At 65.4% G+C, this 19,014-nt stretch carries 19 protein-coding genes and 1 tRNA gene; 13 read left to right on the top strand and 7 right to left on the bottom strand.

Going from position 1 to position 19,014, the window contains the following annotated elements; all coding sequences use genetic code 11:
• Window positions 1-4: 4 nt before the first annotated feature.
• A complete protein-coding gene (gene ldtR, locus MKK88_RS10760) occupies window positions 5-517 on the bottom strand; it encodes a transcriptional regulator LdtR (protein WP_243999488.1) in 513 nt (170 codons plus the stop codon).
• Between the two features lie 161 nt (window positions 518-678).
• Window positions 679-1,137, bottom strand: a complete 459-nt coding sequence (locus tag MKK88_RS10755) for a DUF6163 family protein (RefSeq protein ID WP_243999486.1) — start codon at window positions 1,135-1,137, stop codon at window positions 679-681.
• 208 nt (window positions 1,138-1,345) lie between these two features.
• Between MKK88_RS10755 and hemB the strand changes: the two genes are divergently transcribed.
• From hemB to MKK88_RS10710, 9 genes are all read left to right on the top strand, one after another.
• Entirely contained in the window at window positions 1,346-2,404 is a 1,059-nt protein-coding gene (gene hemB, locus MKK88_RS10750; RefSeq protein ID WP_243999484.1) for a porphobilinogen synthase, read from the top strand.
• Window positions 2,401-2,769: a hypothetical protein gene (locus tag MKK88_RS10745; protein WP_243999482.1), complete on the top strand. Its 369-nt coding sequence runs from the start codon at window positions 2,401-2,403 to the stop codon at window positions 2,767-2,769. The genes hemB and MKK88_RS10745 overlap by 4 nt, the downstream gene beginning before the upstream one ends.
• Before the next feature lie 87 nt (window positions 2,770-2,856).
• Complete coding sequence (locus MKK88_RS10740; RefSeq protein ID WP_243999553.1) at window positions 2,857-3,345, top strand: RDD family protein; 489 nt, start codon at window positions 2,857-2,859, stop codon at window positions 3,343-3,345.
• Window positions 3,346-3,469: 124 nt separating this feature from the next.
• Window positions 3,470-4,216, top strand: a complete 747-nt coding sequence (locus MKK88_RS10735) for an arginyltransferase (RefSeq protein ID WP_243999480.1) — start codon at window positions 3,470-3,472, stop codon at window positions 4,214-4,216.
• A 104-nt stretch (window positions 4,217-4,320) separates the two neighbouring features.
• Window positions 4,321-5,628 (top strand): adenylosuccinate lyase, encoded by a 1,308-nt coding sequence (gene purB / locus MKK88_RS10730; protein ID WP_243999479.1) that lies wholly within the window; start codon window positions 4,321-4,323, stop codon window positions 5,626-5,628.
• 53 nt (window positions 5,629-5,681) lie between these two features.
• Complete coding sequence (locus tag MKK88_RS10725; RefSeq protein ID WP_243999477.1) at window positions 5,682-6,539, top strand: D-amino-acid transaminase; 858 nt, start codon at window positions 5,682-5,684, stop codon at window positions 6,537-6,539.
• A 98-nt stretch (window positions 6,540-6,637) separates the two neighbouring features.
• A complete protein-coding gene (locus MKK88_RS10720) occupies window positions 6,638-6,970 on the top strand; it encodes a hypothetical protein (RefSeq protein WP_243999475.1) in 333 nt (110 codons plus the stop codon).
• Window positions 6,971-7,113: 143 nt separating this feature from the next.
• Window positions 7,114-8,406 (top strand): adenylosuccinate synthase, encoded by a 1,293-nt coding sequence (locus MKK88_RS10715; RefSeq protein ID WP_243999472.1) that lies wholly within the window; start codon window positions 7,114-7,116, stop codon window positions 8,404-8,406.
• 378 nt (window positions 8,407-8,784) lie between these two features.
• The gene (locus MKK88_RS10710; protein WP_243999470.1) at window positions 8,785-10,173 is read left to right on the top strand and encodes a histidine kinase; all 1,389 of its coding nucleotides are present in this window, start codon (window positions 8,785-8,787) and stop codon (window positions 10,171-10,173) included.
• Between the two features lie 52 nt (window positions 10,174-10,225).
• On the opposite strand, the gene rpoH is transcribed toward MKK88_RS10710, so the two are convergent.
• Both rpoH and MKK88_RS10700 read right to left on the bottom strand, forming a co-directional pair.
• Complete coding sequence (gene rpoH / locus MKK88_RS10705) at window positions 10,226-11,119, bottom strand: RNA polymerase sigma factor RpoH (RefSeq protein WP_243999468.1); 894 nt, start codon at window positions 11,117-11,119, stop codon at window positions 10,226-10,228.
• A 235-nt stretch (window positions 11,120-11,354) separates the two neighbouring features.
• Window positions 11,355-12,359, bottom strand: coding sequence for an RluA family pseudouridine synthase (locus MKK88_RS10700; RefSeq protein WP_243999466.1), 1,005 nt, complete (start codon window positions 12,357-12,359; stop codon window positions 11,355-11,357).
• Window positions 12,360-12,462: 103 nt separating this feature from the next.
• On the opposite strand from MKK88_RS10700, the gene MKK88_RS10695 reads away from it, so the two are divergent.
• From MKK88_RS10695 to MKK88_RS10675, 4 genes are all read left to right on the top strand, one after another.
• Window positions 12,463-12,538 (top strand) — tRNA-Glu (locus MKK88_RS10695).
• 423 nt (window positions 12,539-12,961) lie between these two features.
• Window positions 12,962-13,780 carry a hypothetical protein gene (locus MKK88_RS10690; protein WP_243999464.1) on the top strand — a complete coding sequence of 273 codons (819 nt, stop codon included), beginning with the start codon at window positions 12,962-12,964 and terminating at the stop codon, window positions 13,778-13,780.
• A gap of 306 nt (window positions 13,781-14,086) precedes the next feature.
• The gene (locus MKK88_RS10680) at window positions 14,087-15,064 is read left to right on the top strand and encodes a hypothetical protein (RefSeq protein WP_243999460.1); all 978 of its coding nucleotides are present in this window, start codon (window positions 14,087-14,089) and stop codon (window positions 15,062-15,064) included.
• Window positions 15,065-15,201: 137 nt separating this feature from the next.
• Window positions 15,202-16,914, top strand: coding sequence for a DUF927 domain-containing protein (locus MKK88_RS10675; protein WP_243999458.1), 1,713 nt, complete (start codon window positions 15,202-15,204; stop codon window positions 16,912-16,914).
• 324 nt (window positions 16,915-17,238) lie between these two features.
• Here MKK88_RS10675 and MKK88_RS10670 read toward each other — a convergent pair whose 3' ends face one another.
• The 3 genes from MKK88_RS10670 to MKK88_RS10660 form a co-directional block, all read right to left on the bottom strand.
• On the bottom strand, window positions 17,239-17,574 hold the full coding sequence (locus tag MKK88_RS10670) for a DUF938 domain-containing protein (protein ID WP_279602221.1): 336 nt from the start codon (window positions 17,572-17,574) through the stop codon (window positions 17,239-17,241).
• Window positions 17,571-18,029 carry a hypothetical protein gene (locus MKK88_RS10665; RefSeq protein ID WP_243999454.1) on the bottom strand — a complete coding sequence of 153 codons (459 nt, stop codon included), beginning with the start codon at window positions 18,027-18,029 and terminating at the stop codon, window positions 17,571-17,573. The genes MKK88_RS10670 and MKK88_RS10665 overlap by 4 nt, the downstream gene beginning before the upstream one ends.
• Window positions 18,030-18,144: 115 nt before the next feature.
• Window positions 18,145-18,846 carry a DUF429 domain-containing protein gene (locus tag MKK88_RS10660; protein ID WP_243999452.1) on the bottom strand — a complete coding sequence of 234 codons (702 nt, stop codon included), beginning with the start codon at window positions 18,844-18,846 and terminating at the stop codon, window positions 18,145-18,147.
• Window positions 18,847-19,014: the final 168 nt, after the last annotated feature.

Below are 19,014 nucleotides of genomic sequence, written 5' to 3'. Positions count from 1 at the left end.
TCGGTCAGAGGCGATAACGGATCTGGTCGGTCCAGAAGCGCTCCAAGCGGCCGAGCGCTTGGTTGAGGCGGCCGAAATCGTCGTCCGAGATGCCGCCGATCGGCGCGATCGTCCGGGCGTGCTTGTCGTAAAGGCCCTGGATGATCTCATGGACCTGACGGCCCTTGTCGGTCAGGCTGATTCGGACCGAGCGGCGATCGGTCTTCGACCGGGCATGGTGCAGGTAGCCGGCCTCGACGAGCTTCTTGACGTTGTAGGAGACGTTGGAGCCGAGATAGTAGCCTTTGGTCCGCAACTCGCTCGCGGTCAGTTCCTTGTCGCCGATGTTGTAGAGCAGCAGGGCCTGGACGCTGTTGACGTCCTCGCGGCCGCGACGCTCGAACTCGTCCTTGATCACGTCCAGCAGCCGGCGGTGCAGACGCTCCACAAGATGGAGGGCCTCCAGGTAGGAGCCCTTACCGGGTGATGCCTCCTCCGTGGCTTCGATCGTCGTGGCCCGGGCGCTCTGCGTCTTCATCTCTGCCTCACCGTCAGATGTTGCGGTATCCGTTCAATGCGGTGCCGCTGATGATGGCTAAGCTACCGCTCGGAAATGAAAGGCGATTTAAGCGACAGGATGAATTGCCGATTTACGCTTTGCGGTAAAGACAAACTGAAGCGAAGATCAGAACGGTTCGTTCACCGTGCTTCCTGCGCGGCCAGCCAGGACAGCAGGAAGTACAACAGCACGACGCAGCCGCCGAATACGAGAAGCGAGAGCGGTACCGGGAGGAGTTGCGGTGTCAGGACGGCGAGCGTCAGGGCGGATGTCACGGCGAGCAGCCAGATGACGCCGCCCCAGGCGCTGGTCAGCCACAGACCGATCGCCGCCGCGGCATCGACCACCGCGAAGTAGACGATGGCCGCCTGCCGGCCGAACGGTTCGGTCTCGAACGGCCGCGCACCGGGGATGACATCCAGGATGGTCGCCCAGGACGCGACGCTCTTGGTCAGCCAGAGCAGCGCCGTGATCCGCATGAACCAGATGAGGGCCGTATCCCAGGTGCCGGGGGCCGGGCCCTGGACACGCTCGATCCGGTCGGTCGGGATCTCGCCGGGGCGCGGGGTCTTGCGTCGGATCGGAAAGGAGCCCGGCACTACGACGCGCTCGGGGCGGGGAGGGGCCGGTGCATGATCGGAGCCGGGTCCTGATTATGGAGGGGATGCGCCGGGTTGAAGCGGTTTGGCGAGTCTGCGTCAACGGTCGGGTTTCGCCGGCTCGCCCCCGTATGCTAGTCGGACGCCTTCGGCGCGCCAGCGCCGGGCGATCCGCGGCGCCGGCCGCGCGAACGGTAGCGAAGCCCGCATGTCAGACACCTTGCCCGAGCCGCGTCCCATAGCCCTGGAAGCCGCCCGGGAGGGCGCCCGGGTCGAGGGTTTGAAGATCACCCAGCGCCCGCGTCGTAACCGCAAGGCCGAATGGTCGCGCCGCCTGGTCCGGGAGCACACGCTCACGGTCGACGACCTGATCTGGCCGATGTTCGTCATCGACGGCTCCGGACGGCGTGAGCCGATCGCCTCGATGCCGGGCGTGGAGCGGCTTTCGGTGGATGAGATCGTGCGCGACGCCGAGCGCGCGGCGCGGCTCGGGATCCCGGCGGTGGCGTTCTTCCCGTTCACCGAGGTGTCGCTGCGCGACCCGACGGGCTCGGAGGCGCTCAACGCCAACAACCTGGTCTGTCAGGCCGTTCGGGCGGTGAAGCGCGCGGTGCCCGAGGTCGGGATCATGACCGATGTCGCCCTCGACCCCTATACCAGCCACGGCCATGACGGCCTGATGCGGGACGGCGCGATCCTCAACGACGAGACCGTGGCGGTCCTCGTGGAACAGAGCCTGATCCAGGCCGAGGCCGGGACCGACATCATCGCCCCGTCCGACATGATGGACGGGCGGGTCGGCGCCATCCGGGCCGGGCTCGACAAGGCCGGGTTCCTCGACGTGCAGATCATGGCGTATGCCGCGAAGTACGCGAGCGCTTTCTACGGCCCGTTCCGCGACGCGATCGGAACCAAGGCGGCTTTGGTCGGCGATAAGCGCACCTACCAGATGGATCCGGGCAATTCCGCCGAGGCCCTGCGCGAGGTCCGTCTCGACCTCGACGAAGGGGCCGATTCGGTGATGGTGAAGCCGGGCCTGCCCTATCTCGACATCATTCGCCGCGTCCGCGACGAGTTCCAGGTGCCGACCTTCGCCTATCAGGTGTCGGGCGAGTACGCGATGATCGAGGCGGCCGCCCGGAACGGCTGGCTCGACGGCGATCGGGCGATGGTCGAGGCACTCCTCGCCTTCAAGCGGGCTGGCGCGGATGGCATCCTCACCTATCACGCACCGCGAGTCGCCGAGCGTCTGCGCAACCATCCGTGAAGCTGGCCCATCGCTGGCTGCTCGCGGCGGCCGTGTCGGCCGGTTTCCTCGGCGGGCTCGCCGCTTGCCAGGACACCCTGCATCGCGAGCGGGTCGCGACCTGCCGCCGTGCCTTGCCGGCGGTCGCGCCCGAGGACGGTATCCGCCTTCTCCGAGCCGGACCGGGCGCGGCAGCCAACACGGTCCGGGTCGATTATGCCGAGGGTAACCGCCAGCATTGGCTGACCTGCCGGTTCGATGCGGGCTCGACGCTTCTGGCCCTCACCACCGAGGGCCGGAGCCTCTCGGGTCCCGCCCTCTACATGCTGAAACGCTTCTACCTAGATACGCCCGATGCCGCGGCCGGGGACCCGGCCCAGCACTGAACGGGCTCGTCCCGTCAGCGCCTCTTGCGGCCCCGGCGGATCGCCACCACCTTTGCCGTCGCAGCCTCGCTTGCAGGACGCGACATGATGCAGAACCCCCAGACCGGCTACGCACCGCGCTTCGACTCGCCCGGTTACGCCTCCGCGCTACCCGTACCGTTCGTGCGCGCGAGCCTCGGCGCCCGGGCCGTGGCCTATCTTCTCGACATCCTGTTCATCTTCGGCTTCACGGTCCTGCTCACCCTGCTGATCACCCTGGTTGGCGTGGTGACCTTCGGACTCGGTTGGACCCTCTTTGCGGTCCTGCCGGCGAGCGGCATCATCTATAGCGCGATCACGGTGGGCGGTTCGCGGCAGAGCACGATCGGGCAGAGGCTGATGGGTCTGCGCGTCGTGGCACCGGAGAGCGGCGCGCGGGTCGACATCATCACGGCGGCGGTTCACGCGCTGCTGTTCTACGTGGCGATCTCAACCTTCCTGCTCTGGTTCGTCGACATCGCCTTCGGCCTCGTCCGGTCTGACCGGCGGCTCGGTCACGATCTGTTGCTCGGTCTGGCAGTGGTTCACGCTCGCTGAGAGCTTCGTGTCGCGGTGAAAATCGAGCGTCGCGGCTTTCCGGGCCATTGAGCCCGGCCGCTTCGCCTGTAAACTGGTATGCCGGCGCCGACAGGATGCACCCGGCGCAGGGCCAATCAGCAGCGTGACCAGCCACCCGCGCGATACTCCGCAGTTCTACCTGACCGCTCCTTCGCCCTGCCCCTACCTGCCGGGCCAGGAGGAGCGGAAGGTGTTCACCCACCTCGTCGGTCGGCGCGCCCGAGACCTCAACGAGATCCTGACGCAGGGTGGTTTCCGCCGCTCGCAGACGATTGCCTACAGGCCAGCCTGCGAGACCTGTCGGGCCTGCGTCTCGGTTCGCGTCGTGGTCGACGAGTTCGAGCCGAGCGCGAGCCAGCGGCGGATCCTGGGCCGCAACGCGGATTGGGTGGGGACGCCGGAGCCGAACCGTCCGGCCTCCGAGCAATACGCCCTGTTCCGCCGCTACCTCGATGCCCGCCACGGCGATGGCGGCATGGTCGATATGACGGTGCTCGACTACGCCATGATGGTTGAGGACAGCCATGTCGACACGCATCTCGTGTCCTATCGGCGCCACGGGCCGGATACGGCGATTACGGGGCGTGGGTCCGGCCCGCCACTCGCCTTCTGCCTGACGGATGTCCTCGCCGACGGCCTGTCGATGGTCTACTCGTTCTATGACCCGGCGGAGGCGTCCCGCTCGCCCGGCACCTTCATGATTCTCGATCACATCCGCTGGGCCCAGCGCCTCGGCCTGCCGTACCTGTACCTCGGCTACTGGGTCGAGGGTTCGCGCAAGATGGACTACAAGTCGCGCTTCCTGCCGCAGGAGCGCCTGATGGGGCAGGGCTGGGTGCGGGTGGACTGAAGGCATCCCGGCCGAAGCGACGTGAGCATACCGGATCCGCATTGAGCAGCCGGGGTGGCCCATGCTACCGGCCTCGCACCCGTTCCGGACCGCGCCGAGGCTCCATGATCCCCCGCTACAGCCGCCCTGCGATGACCGCGATCTGGTCGCCCGAGACGCGCTTCCGGATCTGGTTCGAGATCGAGGCCCACGCCACCACGGCGCTCGCCGAGATCGGCGTCGTGCCGAAGGCGGCCGCTGAGACTGTCTGGGCCAAGGGCCGGGATGCCGTGTTCGACGTCGCCCGCATCGACGCGATCGAGGCGGTGACCAAGCACGATGTGATCGCGTTCCTGACCCACTTGGCGGAGATCGTCGGTCCGGAGGCCCGCTTCGTCCACCAGGGCATGACCTCGTCGGACGTGCTCGACACCTGCCTCAACGTGCAACTCGTCCGGGCCGCCGATATCCTCATCGCTGATGTGGATGCCCTGCTCGACGCCCTGAAGGCCCGGGCGTTCGAGCACAAAATGACGCCGACCATCGGCCGCTCGCACGGCATCCACGCCGAGCCCGTGACCTTCGGGCTGAAGCTCGCCCAGGCCCACGCCGAATTCCAGCGCAACCGCCGTCGTCTGGTCGCCGCCCGGGAGGAGGTCGCGACCTGCGCGATTTCGGGCGCCGTCGGCACATTCGCCAACATCGATCCCCGGGTCGAGGTCTACGTCGCCGAGCAGATGGGCCTCACGGCCGAGCCGGTCTCAACCCAGGTCATCCCGCGGGACCGCCACGCGCAGTTCTTCGCCACCCTGGGTGTCGTGGCCTCCTCGCTGGAGCGCCTGGCCATCGAGATCCGCCACCTCCAGCGCACCGAGGTGCTGGAGGCGGAGGAATTCTTCTCGGAGGGGCAGAAGGGCTCCTCGGCGATGCCGCACAAGCGCAACCCGGTGCTCACCGAGAACATCACGGGCCTCGCCCGGATGGTCCGCGGCTACGTCACCCCGGCGCTGGAGAACGTCGCCCTCTGGCACGAGCGCGACATCTCGCACTCCTCCGTGGAGCGCATGATCGGCCCCGACGCCACCGTGACCCTCGACTTCGCGCTGGCGCGGATGACCGGGGTGATCGAGAAGCTGTTGATCTACCCGGCCAACATGCAGAAAAACCTCGACCGGCTCGGCGGTCTCGTCCACTCGCAGCGGGTGCTGCTGGCGCTCACGCAGGCTGGCGTCTCGCGGGAGGATTCCTACCGCCTCGTTCAGCGCAACGCGATGCCGGTCTGGCGCGGGGAGGGGGACTTCCTGGCGCTGCTGAAGGCTGATCCGGAGGTCACCGCGGCGCTCTCGCCGGCGCAGATCGAGGAATGCTTCGACCTCGGCTACCACTTCAAGCACGTGGACACGATTTTCTCGCGGGTCTTCGGCGCGGCCTGACAGCGCCACACGATTCCTGCTTCAGGCCAGCGACGAACACAGGAAGGCTGCCCGTGACCGCTCCCCGCACCGTCTACCTCAACGGCGAATTCCTCCCCTTCGAGCAGGCGCGCGTGCCGATCATGGACCGCGGCTTCCTGTTCGCCGACGGGATCTACGAGGTCTCGGCGATTCTCGACGGGAAGCTCGTGGACAACGCCGCCCACCTCGCCCGCCTCGACCGGTCGCTCGGCGAGATCAGTATCCGGAACCCGCACGACGCGGCCGGCTGGGAGCGTTTGCAGACGGAGCTGGTCGCCCGCAACGGCGTCACCGAGGGCCTCGTCTACATGCAGGTCACGCGCGGCGTCGCCGAGCGTGATTTCGCCTTCCCGAAGGGTGATGTCGCGCCGACCGTCATGATGTTCACGCAAGCCAAGACGGTGCTGGCCAACCCGCTGGCCGAGACCGGCGCCCGGGTGATCACCGTCGAGGACCTGCGCTGGAAGCGGCGGGACATCAAGTCGGTGGCCCTGCTGGCCCAGGTGCTGGCCAAGCAGCAGGCGGCCGAGGCCGGGGTCGCGGAGGCCTGGATGGTGGAGGACGGGGCGGTGACCGAAGGGTCCTCGTCCACAGCGTTCATCGTCAGCCGCGAGCGCGTGCTCGTCACCCGGCCGCTCTCGACGGCGCTGCTGCCCGGCATCACCCGCGCTTCGGTGCTGCGCCTCGCGCAGGAATCCGATCTGCGGATCGAGGAGCGGCTGATCACGGTGGCGGAGGCCTATGAGGCGCAGGAAGCGTTCTACACCAGCGCCTCGGCCTTAGTGATGCCGGTGGTCGAGATCGACAACCGGACGATCGGCGAGGGCCGTCCCGGCCCGCTCACCCGGCGCCTGCGCGAACTCTACATCGCGGCCGCGCGCCAGGGCTGAGCGGCCCCACGGCCGAGCCCGGAAGCGGCTCCGCACCGGAACGGATGCCGCCGCCGGCTGTTCCTCCCCGAAATCCGATCATCGAGGGGAGAGTGACAGTGCCGAAGAGTCTCCTGTTCGCCATGCTGGCCGCGACTGTGCTGGCGGGGCCCGCCTACGCGCAGAATCCCGATGCCCCGCTGAAGGGCCGCGATACGGATCCGGCCCTGCCGCCGGCAACCCAGACGCCGGCCGAGCGCGTGCGTCCGAGCACGGATGCGCCGCCCAAGGATCAGACGCTCAGCGACAAGCTTCAGCAGAATGACGGGGTGATCAAGCCGCCCGCCAATGGAACCACCGGAACGGTGGTGAAACCCGATCAGTCCGGTTCCATGCCGGTGATCAAGCCCAGCGAACTGCCGGGGCGCACCCCGGGAACCGAGGCGAAATAGTCCGTTCGGACCGGATAATGGGAGCGCCATGCAGGCGCATTGCTTGATTTCGCTGCCCGGATCGCGGAAACGGCTGACGACGTGCGCCGCCTGCACCCGTGGGTGGCGCCGTCCCGGTTTCCGTCGCGGGTAAGCAGGCAGACATGGCCAACGTCGTCGTTGTGGGCGCCCAGTGGGGCGACGAGGGCAAGGGGAAGATCGTCGACTGGCTCTCCGAGCAGGCCGACATCGTCGTCCGCTTCCAGGGCGGGCACAATGCCGGCCACACGCTGGTTATCGACGGCGTCACCTACAAGTTGGCGCTGCTGCCCTCCGGCGTGGTCCGCGGCGGCAAGCTCTCGGTGATCGGCAACGGCGTGGTGGTCGATCCCTGGCACCTCGTGGACGAGATCGAGCGGATCAAGGCGCAGGGCGTCGAGGTCTCGCCGACCTCCCTGCGAATCGCCGACAACGCCACGCTGATCCTGCCGCTGCACCGCGAGCTCGATCATTTCCGTGAGACCGCCAATGCCGGCCTCAAGATCGGCACCACCAAGCGCGGCATCGGACCGGCCTACGAGGATAAGGTTGGGCGCCGGGCGATTCGCGTCGTCGATCTCGCCGATCCGGAGGCGTTGCCCGCCAAGATCGAGCGGGTGCTGACCCACCACAATGCCCTGCGTCGCGGCCTCGGGATCGACGAGGTGAACGCCGAGGCGCTGCTCGCCGAGCTGAAGGCCATCGCCCCGAAGGTCCTCCCCTACGCCGACACCGTCTGGTCGCTGCTCGACGAGGAGCGCCGGGCCGGCAAGCGCATCCTGTTCGAGGGCGCGCAGGGCGCGCTGCTCGATGTGGATCACGGCACCTATCCCTTCGTCACCTCCTCGAACATCGTGGCCGCGCAGGCTGCGACGGGGTCGGGCCTCGGCCCGGGGGCGATCGGCTACGTCCTCGGCATCGCCAAAGCCTACACCACCCGGGTGGGCGAGGGGCCGTTCCCGACCGAGCTGTTCGACGAGATCGGCGAGACCATCGGGAGCCGTGGACGGGAGTTCGGCGTCAACACCGGGCGCAAGCGCCGATGCGGCTGGTTCGACGCTGTGCTGGTGCGCCAAACGGTGCGGACCTCCGGCATCCACGGCATCGCGCTGACCAAGCTCGATATCCTCGACGGATTCGAGGAGATCCGCGTCTGCACGGGGTACATGCTGGACGGCAAGCCGATCGACCATCTCCCGGCGAGTCAGGCCGCGCAGGCCCGTGTTGAGCCGGTCTATGAAGTGATCCCGGGCTGGTCGGAGACGACTGCTGGCGCCCGGTCCTGGGCCGATCTGCCGGCGCAGGCGATCAAGTATGTTCGCCGGATCGAAGAGTTGATCGGCGCCCCCGTGGCCCTGCTCTCGACATCGCCGGAGCGCGACGACACGATCCTGATGCAGAATCCTTTCGAGGATTGACGCATCGGGCGCAGTCGCGTCAACGGCGCATCGATTTGGCCACTCCGCCCATATCCCCACCACGCTGGCGTGATCTCGGCAGGCCGCTCCACGTCGGCCGCCGGTTGAGCGACGAAAACCTGCGACCCACCAAGACCCTAGGCGGACGAAGCGTTGGCCTGCTAACGCAAGTTTGCTTAGAACGGGTAGGCGGCTCGAGCCCTCTCGGCGGTGGGCGGCCAGCGACGGAACGACCAGCGTTCGGCCGCGGCCTCGCGTTGTAGGGACACGACATCAACGGCCGAGGGCCGCGCCGATCCGGAAGGACGGCCGCGTCCCCCGGCTCCGGGCGATCGACCGGCGCGCCGGCCGGCGACCGTAGGCGCGGATCAGGGGCACATGGCCGATTACTACCCGCTTCTGGCACGCGCGCTGGATGCTCTCCCGGATCGAACGCCTGCCCTGCGCAAGGCGGTCTACGACCGCGCACGCAACGCCCTGATCAGCCAGCTCCGCTCGCTCGATCCGCCGCTGTCCGAGAACGATATCGATCTCGAGCGACGGGCTTTGGATGCCGCCATCGAGCGGCTCGAAGTGGACCACGGCGGACTTCCGGCTCCCGCCAACGATGCTGCGTTGACGGCCGGCCTGGAACCGGTCTCGGATCCGGTGGTTCCGGAGCCAGCGCCGCCGAAGCCGGCCGCGGCAGAGCCTGCGCTCCCCGCCGCCAACCCGCCCTTCGAGCGGCGCTACGAGCCGCCGGTGATCGCGCCGGAGCCGGACGCGAGCCCGCGCGAGGCTCCGATCGCGATCGCGCCCCGGCGTCCCGGTACGGCTCAGCCGGCGGCTTCCGAATCGACCGAGCCGGCGGACGCCGCTCCCCCGACGGCGGATGATTTCGATGCCGCCGTTGCCGCCGATACATGCAATGGCCGCCAGCGCCCGCGCATCGAGGTGGTGCCTCCGCGGGCTGGACGCTCGCGGTTGCTGCGCAACGTCTTCGTGGGCGGGATCCTGGCCGCCGTCATCGCCATGATCGCCGTGGCCGCGTTTCTGCTCCGAGACCGACCGCAGAGCCTCCCTTCGGGCGGGACCGAGACGGCCGACATGCAGCAGCCCGAATCGGAAACCAAGTTCGGTGACCGGGTTGGCGGCGACGCCTCACCGACACCGCGGACCGCCCCCCGTCCCGACAGCGCTTCGCCTCCCCGTGCGGCCGCACCCTCCACCGAGTCGACGGTCTCCGTCGCCCAGAGGGCCGAGTTGATCGAGGAGGTCGGGAGCGGCGAGAATGCGCAGCCGACGCTGATGTCCGGCCGCGTGACATGGAAGCTCGACACGGTAAACGGCGACCAGGGTCAGCCGCTGCAGAATGCCGTGGTGGCCAGCGTGACGATCCCGGATGCGGGGCTCACGCTGGTCATGACGCTGCAGCGCAATCTCGACGCGACCCTACCGGCTTCCCACACGGTGAACCTGACATTCAGCCAGACCGGTGGCGGTGGCGGCCGGACCATTCAGGATGTCGGCCTGCTCCAGGCGAAGGATGAACAGAATGCCCGCGGCTCGCCAGTCTCCGGCCTTCCGGTCCGGGTGCGCGACAACCTGTTCCTGATCGGTCTCTCATCGCTGCCGAACGACATCGAACGCAACACCGACCTGCTGCTGCACAAGAACTGGTTCGATCTCGCCCTGCGCTACACGTCCGGCAAGCGCGCCGTCCTGACCTTCGAGAAGGGTGCCACGGGGACTCAGGTGATGCAGAACGCGTTCGCAGCCTGGCAGTAAGGCCGCGATCGAGGCGGGTGCCGTTGGATGCACCCGCCCTTCCGACCGGGCCTCAGTGAGCCTCGATGCCCGCCCGGGGCAACTCGCGATTGGCGATGTTGCGCTTGACCGCCTCCTGGACCTTCTCGAAAGCGCGGACCTCGATCTGCCGCACACGCTCGCGCGAGACCCCGAACTCGCCCGAGAGATCCTCCAGCGTGATCGGATCTTCCGCGAGGCGCCGGGCCTCGAAGATGCGGCGCTCGCGCGGGTTGAGCACGCCGAGCGCATCCCGCAGCGCCGTGAGGCGATTCTGCCCCTCTTGCTCGCGGGCCAGGACGGTCTCCTGGCTCGGCGCGTTGTCCACCAGCCAGTCCTGCCATTCGCCCTCACCCTCCTCGCGGAGGGGCGCATTGAGCGAGGTGTCGCCGGACAGGCGGCGGTTCATGTCGATCACGTCCTGCTCGGGCACACCGAGGCGGGTGGCGATCTGCTTCACCTGATCGGGCTTGAGATCGCCCTCGTCCAGGGCCGAGATCTTGCCCTTGGCTTTGCGCAGATTGAAGAACAGCTTCTTCTGGTTGGCCGTGGTGCCCATCTTCACCAGCGACCAGGAACGCAGGATGTATTCCTGGATGGCGGCCTTGATCCACCACATCGCGTAGGTGGCGAGCCGGAAGCCCTTGTCGGGATCGAAGCGCTTGACCGCCTGCATCAGGCCGACATTGCCTTCGGACACGACCTCGCCGATCGGCAAGCCATAGCCGCGATAGCCCATGGCAATCTTGGCGACGAGGCGCAGATGCGACGTCACGAGACGATGCGCGGCCTCACGGTCACCGGCATCCCGCCAGGCCTTGGCGAGGGTGAATTCCTCCGTCGGTTCCAACATCGGGAACTTGCGGATCTCATCGAGGTAGCGCGATAGCCCACCTTCGTTGGCGAGCACGGGCAGCGTACCGGCCATGGCATTCTCCTGGACTGAGTCCCCCTGGCGGGCGGACGCGACGGGCAACAGTGCCGTCTACTCGGGCCGCTCTTGAGCCGACCCTGCCGGCCACCCATCTGGTACGGGTCACCGGGAGCCGATTGCGATCGAGGACACCCACGTCGTCATCAACGCGCAACCGGCCAAATCGGATCGTACCATGGCACGATGTGACGCGGTACGGGGTGTTGTTTCGCACGCTGGCGGAGACCGGTTACAGGGTGGAACCCTCCGCTTTGCCTGCGCGTAGCCGCGCCACGAGCGCGGTGAGATCGGACGGTAGCGGGCTCTCAAATCGGAGGGTCATGCCCGTGCGCGGATGGCTGAAGCCGAGCAGCGCGGCGTGAAGCGCCTGCCGGCCCAGCGCGGACAATGCAGCCCGCGCGTCTTGATCGAGGCGTGCGGCTTTAGTCCGAAATCCTCCGCCATAGACCGGGTCACCCAACAGCGGATGGCCGAGATGGGCCAAGTGCACGCGGATCTGATGGGTTCGTCCCGTCTCCAGCCGGCATTCGACCAGGGCGGCATCAGGATATGCCTCCGCGACGGCGTAATGCGTAACGGCGTGGCGGCCGGACCCGTCCGGCACCACGGCGATCTTCTCCCGATGGAAGCGGGAGCGCGCGAGACTCGCCCGGATCGTACCGGTTCGTGGCTGGGGCAGGCCCCAGACCACCGCAGCGTAGGCGCGCTCCAACGGGCCGGTACGGCCGTGGTCGGCGAACTGCGCCGTGAGCCCTTGATGCGCGGCATCGTTCTTGGCGACGACGATAAGGCCGCTCGTATCCTTGTCGAGGCGATGGACGATACCCGGGCGGCGGACGCCGCCGATCCCGGACAGCGTCGCGCCGCAATGAGCGATCAGCGCGTTCACCAGGGTTCCACTCTCGTGGCCCGGCCCCGGGTGCACGACCAGACCGGCCGGCTTGTCGATGACGATCAGGTCGTCGTCCTCATAGACGATTGGGAGGTCTACCGCCTCGGGCGCCGGTTCGGCCGGCACTGGCGGGGGAAGCGCGAGCTGGATTCGAGTGCCGGCGATGGTCTTCTGAGCGGGGTCGCGCAGCGGCGTGCCGTCCCCGCTGACGTGACCGGTGCGGATGAGATCCTGCAGCCGAGCCCGGGACAGATCCGGAAACAGCGCCACCAGGGTGCGGTCGAGCCTTGAGCCGCCCTCAGCGACGACGCCGACGCGTTCATCGAATTCTGTGTCCACCACGTTCCCGATCCGCAGCCCTATCCGCCCCGCCGACGCAAAATACCGACGAAAGCCCTTGCTCCCTCGCCGGGTCGTGGCTATAGCACCGCCACGCCGCCGGAAAGCTCCCATCGTCTAGCGGTCTAGGACGTCGCCCTCTCACGGCGAAAACAGGGGTTCGATTCCCCTTGGGAGCGCCAACGGTGCCAATGACTTAGTCCTTACCCCGAGTGTTAGTGTCCTGTTTGTGTCCTGCCGATGGGGCTGGACGCGGCCGTACAAACTCGGACAAACTGCCTCGTGTGCGCGAGGCAGGCGCTGTAGGGCGCCCCCAGCCCAGATCCTTGCGTGCTCATGCGCGGCGAGGTCGAATGATTCGGCGAGTGGAAAAGTCTGCGGCTCGGCAAGTCGCCGAACGTTGGGTCGAACTGAATGCACAACTTGAGGCAGCGTCTGTTCTGACTCCGGGAGGCCCACGCCTTGCCGACTACGCCTTGGGCGAGTTCAGACCCCGAGCGGTGCTGCAACGGCTACTCGATCTCAAGCCAAGCTATTTCGCTCAGAAGGACATACTGTTTGCGGGTTTGTGCGCTTGGATCGTGTGTCCAAGAGACACGAACCTAGTGCAAGAGGCCATGATCTTGGCTGGCGCGGCGTGCTTGGCAAGCGCAGAGCGAGAGTATCAAAAAGCCTTCCCGCAGTCGCCTATGTTGGCGGATATAGTGACACGTCTGAACGGGCCGGGCATCGATTTCTACCGCGATTTCTACTACCCGGCAGGGGGGTTGCAGCGCATATTAGTAGCTCGTTCCCCAGCGACGTTGAAGAACGACATCCAATCAGCTTCGCAATGGATCGAGCTTTCCGTCGAAATGACGCGTGTCTGTCACTTTCATGCTGATAAGTTGGAAAATCGAAGTAAATTTCTACGCGCTAGTTATGCCTCTGCGGGGAGCGCAGTCTCTTACTTGATCGGTGAGGGAAAGCGCGACAAAATGGTAATAAATAGTCTGCTTGCGTCTCGTATAACGAACAAGACTGTTGATGCTCTCAATTGTCAAAAACGCGCAAATGAGTTTTCTCAATCTGCAGCGCTAATATATGCTGCATATTCAATAACGTATGCTTCAGAAAATCTACTGAATGTCATATGTAGGGGTGAGGCAAGCTACCAAAAACACGGGCACCTGATAGCTGAATGGGCCCGCCGTGCCGCTTACGTCGCAGAGCATATTATATCCCCTATGTACAAGCGCGCCGGAAAATTTCAGCAGATAGAGTACTTGTTAGATATTCCACCGCTTGCATTCACCGGTCCTGATTACGGAGAAGCGACTGAGGGGGTGAAACGCGCCTTCGCTGTCATGCGCCCGCGATCCTCGAACCTTCCTGACGATCTGCAAGGACCCAGGAAGCCTAAGCGAAAGGTTTGTTGGTCTTAGCAACATAGGTTGTCTGGGGGAACATGTGTTGCTTTGTCTGACATCCTGATGTTCCGCTTAATAAGCGCGTAAATGCAGCTTCGTTCAATGACGAACGGAGAGCATTATGAAAACCCTAAAATCTCTAGAAGGCGCTTACCGCTTACGAGACATTGTCCGACCAACCGGGCTACTGCCGATCAGCGCCAGTTCTTGGTGGGCCGGCGTAAAGAAAGGAATATATCCACAACCTATTAGGCTGGGCAAACGGATCACTGCTTGGAGGGCGCGCGACATTCAAGCCCTAATCGAGCGGGGGGGGCAGTCGTGAACCGCGAGCCTTTGCCCTTCGACTACTTGCCGCCCGTTTCGCTGCCACATCCTAAAGTGACACGCGCCGAAGCGCTTGTCTTGTTCGACGTCCAACACTACGGCGACGGCCCGCCGCAGTGGTTGGAGGGTCGTCTTAAGCGACCCTGCCAAACAGCGGCTCAGGCAGCGGTCGAACGTCTTCGGCTGGTGCAGCGGTTGCGGCGCTTTGCAGCCCGCACGGACTTCAACGCCGAAGCCGTGGGCAACCGTTTAGATTGTTGCTGCACGGAGGTGCGGTGCATGAGTGGGGCGTGCCCGGAGTGCGCCCGCGCGTGGCAGCGCTGGTTCACCGCTGCGACCGAGGAGTTCCTCGCGCACGCGATGCCGGCCGGAACGCGGGGCACAATCCTGTCGCCCGTGCACGCAGCCGGTATCGTTGTGCCAGGGGGCGGTCTGCCTCCGGCAACGTTGCACCGGCTTAAGGGGGTCGTGTGCGATGCGCTCACCGCCGCCGGACTCACAACGGCAGTGATTGGGATCGACGTTTCGTACAACGAACACCTGACGGCAGACTTCCGCCCGCACTGGTCCCTGCACCCTCGGGTGTTCGTGCCAGGAGTTCTCACGGCGTCCGAGGTCAAAACGCTCCGGATGTACTTCCCACCGAGCGACCTCATCCCGCGCCCGCTCAAGGTTGCCGCCTTCGACGGCAACCCAGCGGGCACCGCCTACGGGATGAAGCCCGCGTTTGGGCGGCGGCAGAGCTATGAGCAAATTAAGCCGACGGCGAATGGAACACGCCAGTGCCGCAACACGCGGGGGCGTCCGCTACGCGGGACCGAGGCGGTCGAGTTGGCTGTCTTCCTGGACGCTGTCGGGCTGCGGCAACGTCTGATCCTGCACGGGACAATGCTTGAGCGGGACCGAATCGGCAAAGTTGCGATCCGAGTGGATCATCGGCTGCGCGAACAAGGTCCAGGCCGCCTCCGGTAAAGCCCGATCACCAAAGCCCCTGGCGAGTGTGTGAACTGCACCCCCGCCTGACCCTATCAGCCATCAACCCCCGTTCGCAGGTGAGCAGTGAGCACACGCAAGTGCTCACTGCTCACCCTCACTATGGAGAGCCCGTCGTGGCTAAGCTCAACCTCTCACCCAATGTTCTCGCCGCCATGGCAGAAAGGGTCCGCAGGCGGCAGGCCGCCTTAGCACCTGCCGACAAGCCGGCCGTTGCCGTCCATGCCCTAATCCACGACCTTGACCTCGACAGCTACCTGCTGGAACTCCGCTTCCCGCGGATCGACGGCGTCGAAGGTACCGTCACGATCCCCCGCTCGCTCACCGCGGCCCCCCATGACGTGCGGCGCATGCTCCTTGATGCTGGTGCGCCGCTACCAAGCGACGCCAAGGCCGCTGCCGCCCTCGTGCAGGTGCAGTTGGCACATGAACCCACCATCACGCGTGCGATCACCCGTCAGGGCGGCTGGCACGGCGACTCGTTTGTCACACGCGGGCGGACGTTCGGGCCGCAAGCCGCATCCCTGAGCTTCCTTGCGTCCTCTATCTTCGAGGACCCAAGCATCGGCATGCGACACGGCACGTTCGAAGGCTGGCGAGCGGGCATGGTGCCGGCTTGTAGGGCGTCAAGCTATCTCACCTTCGGCTTGAGCGTCGGATATGCCGGCCCTTTGCTCGATCTCTTGGACGAGAATGAAGGTGCAATCTTCAATTTTTTTGGGCATTCGAGCACCGGCAAGACGTTGGTCGCCCGTGCCCTCCACTCGCAAGCGGGGCGCGCTCAGAGTTCAGACCTGCCAACCTACGGCATCAGCCAACGCGGGGCAGAGGAGCTCTGCTTCGGGCGCAACGATTGGGCGGTCATCTTCGACGAGGCAGGGCGGACGACGGGTACGCCAGAGCAGCGACGCGAGAAGGTCCGCAACATCGCGTTCATGGTTCCAAGCGGCCGCGGCGCGATCCGGTCAGCGCGCGTCAGCCGGCATCATGAATTGCCGAACCTGACGTGGCGACTCTTCGGCATCTCGTCGGGCGAGCGTCCGCTCGACGAACCGGGAGCGACGCGCCTTGCGGGAGAACAACTCCGGCATATCGACATCACCGTTCCCCGCCCCGCGCGTGGCGGCGTATTCGATCTAATCGATGCCGAGGGTGAAGAACGGGGGATGGATGCGGCGCGCCTCGCCGCCGATATCGAGGCAACCATCAGCGCGAACTACGGACTCGCCCGTGATCACTACCTCGACCGGTTGGCCGCCGAACGACCTCAGGTCGTGATCAAAATTCGTCAGATCGTTGACGACTTCGTCACGTCAGTCGGGGCGAGCACGCAGCCGTGGGAGCGACGATACGCACGGAAGTTCGGGATCGTCCTGGCAGGGGCCATACTGGCTGCCGATTGGGATGTTGCGCCCTTCTCGACCGAGCATGCACGGCGTTGTATCTTGGCCATCTATAGGGTCGCTCGCCAAGCTATCGTCTCGGTCGAGGAGGAGGCGAGTGATGTGATGCATCGCTTGCGGGAGGCGCGTAGCCAGGGCTTTTTCCCCATCCTCCGGAAGGGCGATCAACTCCCCGAGGAAAAGCGAGGCGTCGCATGGGGCTTTTGCCGGGAAGAAGACGGACAGGAGATCTTGGCGGTTCTCCCGAGCGTCTTCGTAGGGCTGGCACGGTCGAAGCCGAGCGCCATCGCCGTGCTAGATACGCTGGCTGGAAAAGGGATCGTACTTCCTGGCCTCAAAGGCAAACGACATCGTCAGATTGCAGTACAAGGCTTTCCGCGTGCTGGGCGCGGGCGATGGGTATGCCTCCGGTCGTCAAAGGTCTGAGGGCCAAACTGGGCTTCACCACACTTTTGGGAGGCCCAGTGCTTGCTTTATCCGTGCTGCTTTTACCACTGGAAGCTGCCACATGGCACGAGCAACAAGGTATTGCTATTGGTCCGAGTTAGTAATATTCTAGCGTGGATAGTGGATTTGACGTCGTCGTTTGCCCGCCAGAAGGAAAAGCGCTTGGCGGAGGCCGGCAGCTTTACGAGAGAGTCCAGCTCGGTAAACGCCATCGTCACGGTGTCGGCCGTTTGTCGTTGAAGATGATCCCGGAGTGGATCGTATCGGCTCATTGCCCTCCTCCTGCGCCACGATCCTCGGTCGTCAGCCCTTTTGATAGACGAGCGCAACGTTGTTGGCCGGCGTGGCGATACGGGCCTCCCAGTGCAACCCTTCGCGCCGGGCCGCAGCATCGACGTCGCTCAGCGCCGGCAGGCCCCAGGCATGGTCACGACACCGAAGGTCGAAGGCATGATTGCTCGGCGCCGTCTCCCGCTGATCTTCAAAAAATGGGCCGTAGGGGAACAGAACGCCACCAGGGGACAGAATGCGGCGAGCGCCGGTCATCAAGCCCACCGTCGCCGCCCAGGGCGCGATATAGGCAATGTTGATGCAGACGACAGCGGCGGCTTGAGCGACCGGCCACGACTGCGCCGTCAGAGGAAATCCGCGACCACGAGTAGCGGCCCCTGGAACTTGTACGTGGCTGGCAGAGGCGTCTTCTTACCGACCGCTCTCAAGCTGCCCATCGAGACCTGATTGGGCATAAGCCGGAGATTGGAAATTTCCCAGAAACCGTAGACGGGCGTGTCAGGATCCTCTGGGCTCAATGTCACCGCTGGTCTCTTTTCAGGCTCGGGATGCAGACCTTGCCTATCGGCCTTCGTAAAACGCTCGAATTTGCCTGAGAAGCTCATTCGAGCATATCCCTTTGGATCACCGTACCGGGACGTTGGCTTAATGATGACGGGTATCCCGGTGCCGTACTCTTCTTCGACCCGATGGAAAACCTCGAACGCATTTGTTCCGAAAGCCACTACGCCTTCGCGGGCGCAGGTTTCCATGGCTGAATCGATGATGACAGCAGGCACCGGTGCGAGAATAGCTACGCCCATGCGGACCTTCTTGGGTTAAGCGGATTGCTGGCTGATTGGTAGCATGCCGCCGCGCAGGCCAACTGACCCAACGCCGGCGACCCTCACGGTGAGCTACCAAGCATGATGGGTTATCTTAGAACCAGATTGCCTGATCGAGGCCGCGACTATCGAGATCCAATTGCTCGGGCAGGCGCTCAGCGAGACCCGCGCTGATCCTCCGAGCTGTCCAGAGTGCTGCACAGGCATCAAGGAAGTCATCGCGCCCGACGCGGAGCCCAACCGGCAACTGCCGCACGAACGTGCTCGGGAAGCCTTCCGCCTCGAGAGCGTCCATCCGGCCGAGCATGCCCTCCAGCGTCTTCTTGCCCGCCGGCAACGGCGAGCGGCCGTTCATCGCCCAGAATGACACCTCGGGGTGGACCTCCCGAACCAAGTGTTGCCGCTCCGGGGTCATCACGGCGTCAGCTTCCCGCAGCTTTTCGGCGAGGCCCCATGCGTGCGCCCCAACGCCTAGCCCGCCGGCATCGCGGCTGATCTGATCCGCCTCAACTTGGGAATGGGCTCGCAAGGCGGCTCGACCGACGGCTGAGAACACCGATGACGCCCGGCTCCCGAGAATCTTCCGCGCCTGCTGTTCGCACAGTCGCCCACCGGGTCGCGTGACCTCCGGCAGGCCAATCGGGATGTCTACGGTGATGACCGATGGCTTTTCGGCCAGCGTCAGCAGGCCGGCAAAGCTCGGGCAGATGCGAGCGCGCAGTTCGCCTGATTCGACGTTCTGCAGTACGACGCACCATTGGCTTTTAAAGCCGTCGGCACCCGCGATCCAAGGCATCAACGGTCCCGTTCAGGTAACTCCCGCTTAGGAGATTCTGGCAGAGGCGAATGAAGATTCTGCAAGCCCGAACAGCTGAAGGGCGAAACTAAAATTTGACATTAGGATAATAATCTTATACATTCGGGTGACCGCAACCTGCGGCGTGACCCTGCTGGGTGACTCATG

Source organism: Methylobacterium sp. E-005 (genome assembly GCF_022829725.1).
Classification (GTDB): Bacteria; Pseudomonadota; Alphaproteobacteria; order Rhizobiales; family Beijerinckiaceae; genus Methylobacterium.
This window is presented reverse-complemented; position numbering and strand designations above follow the sequence as displayed.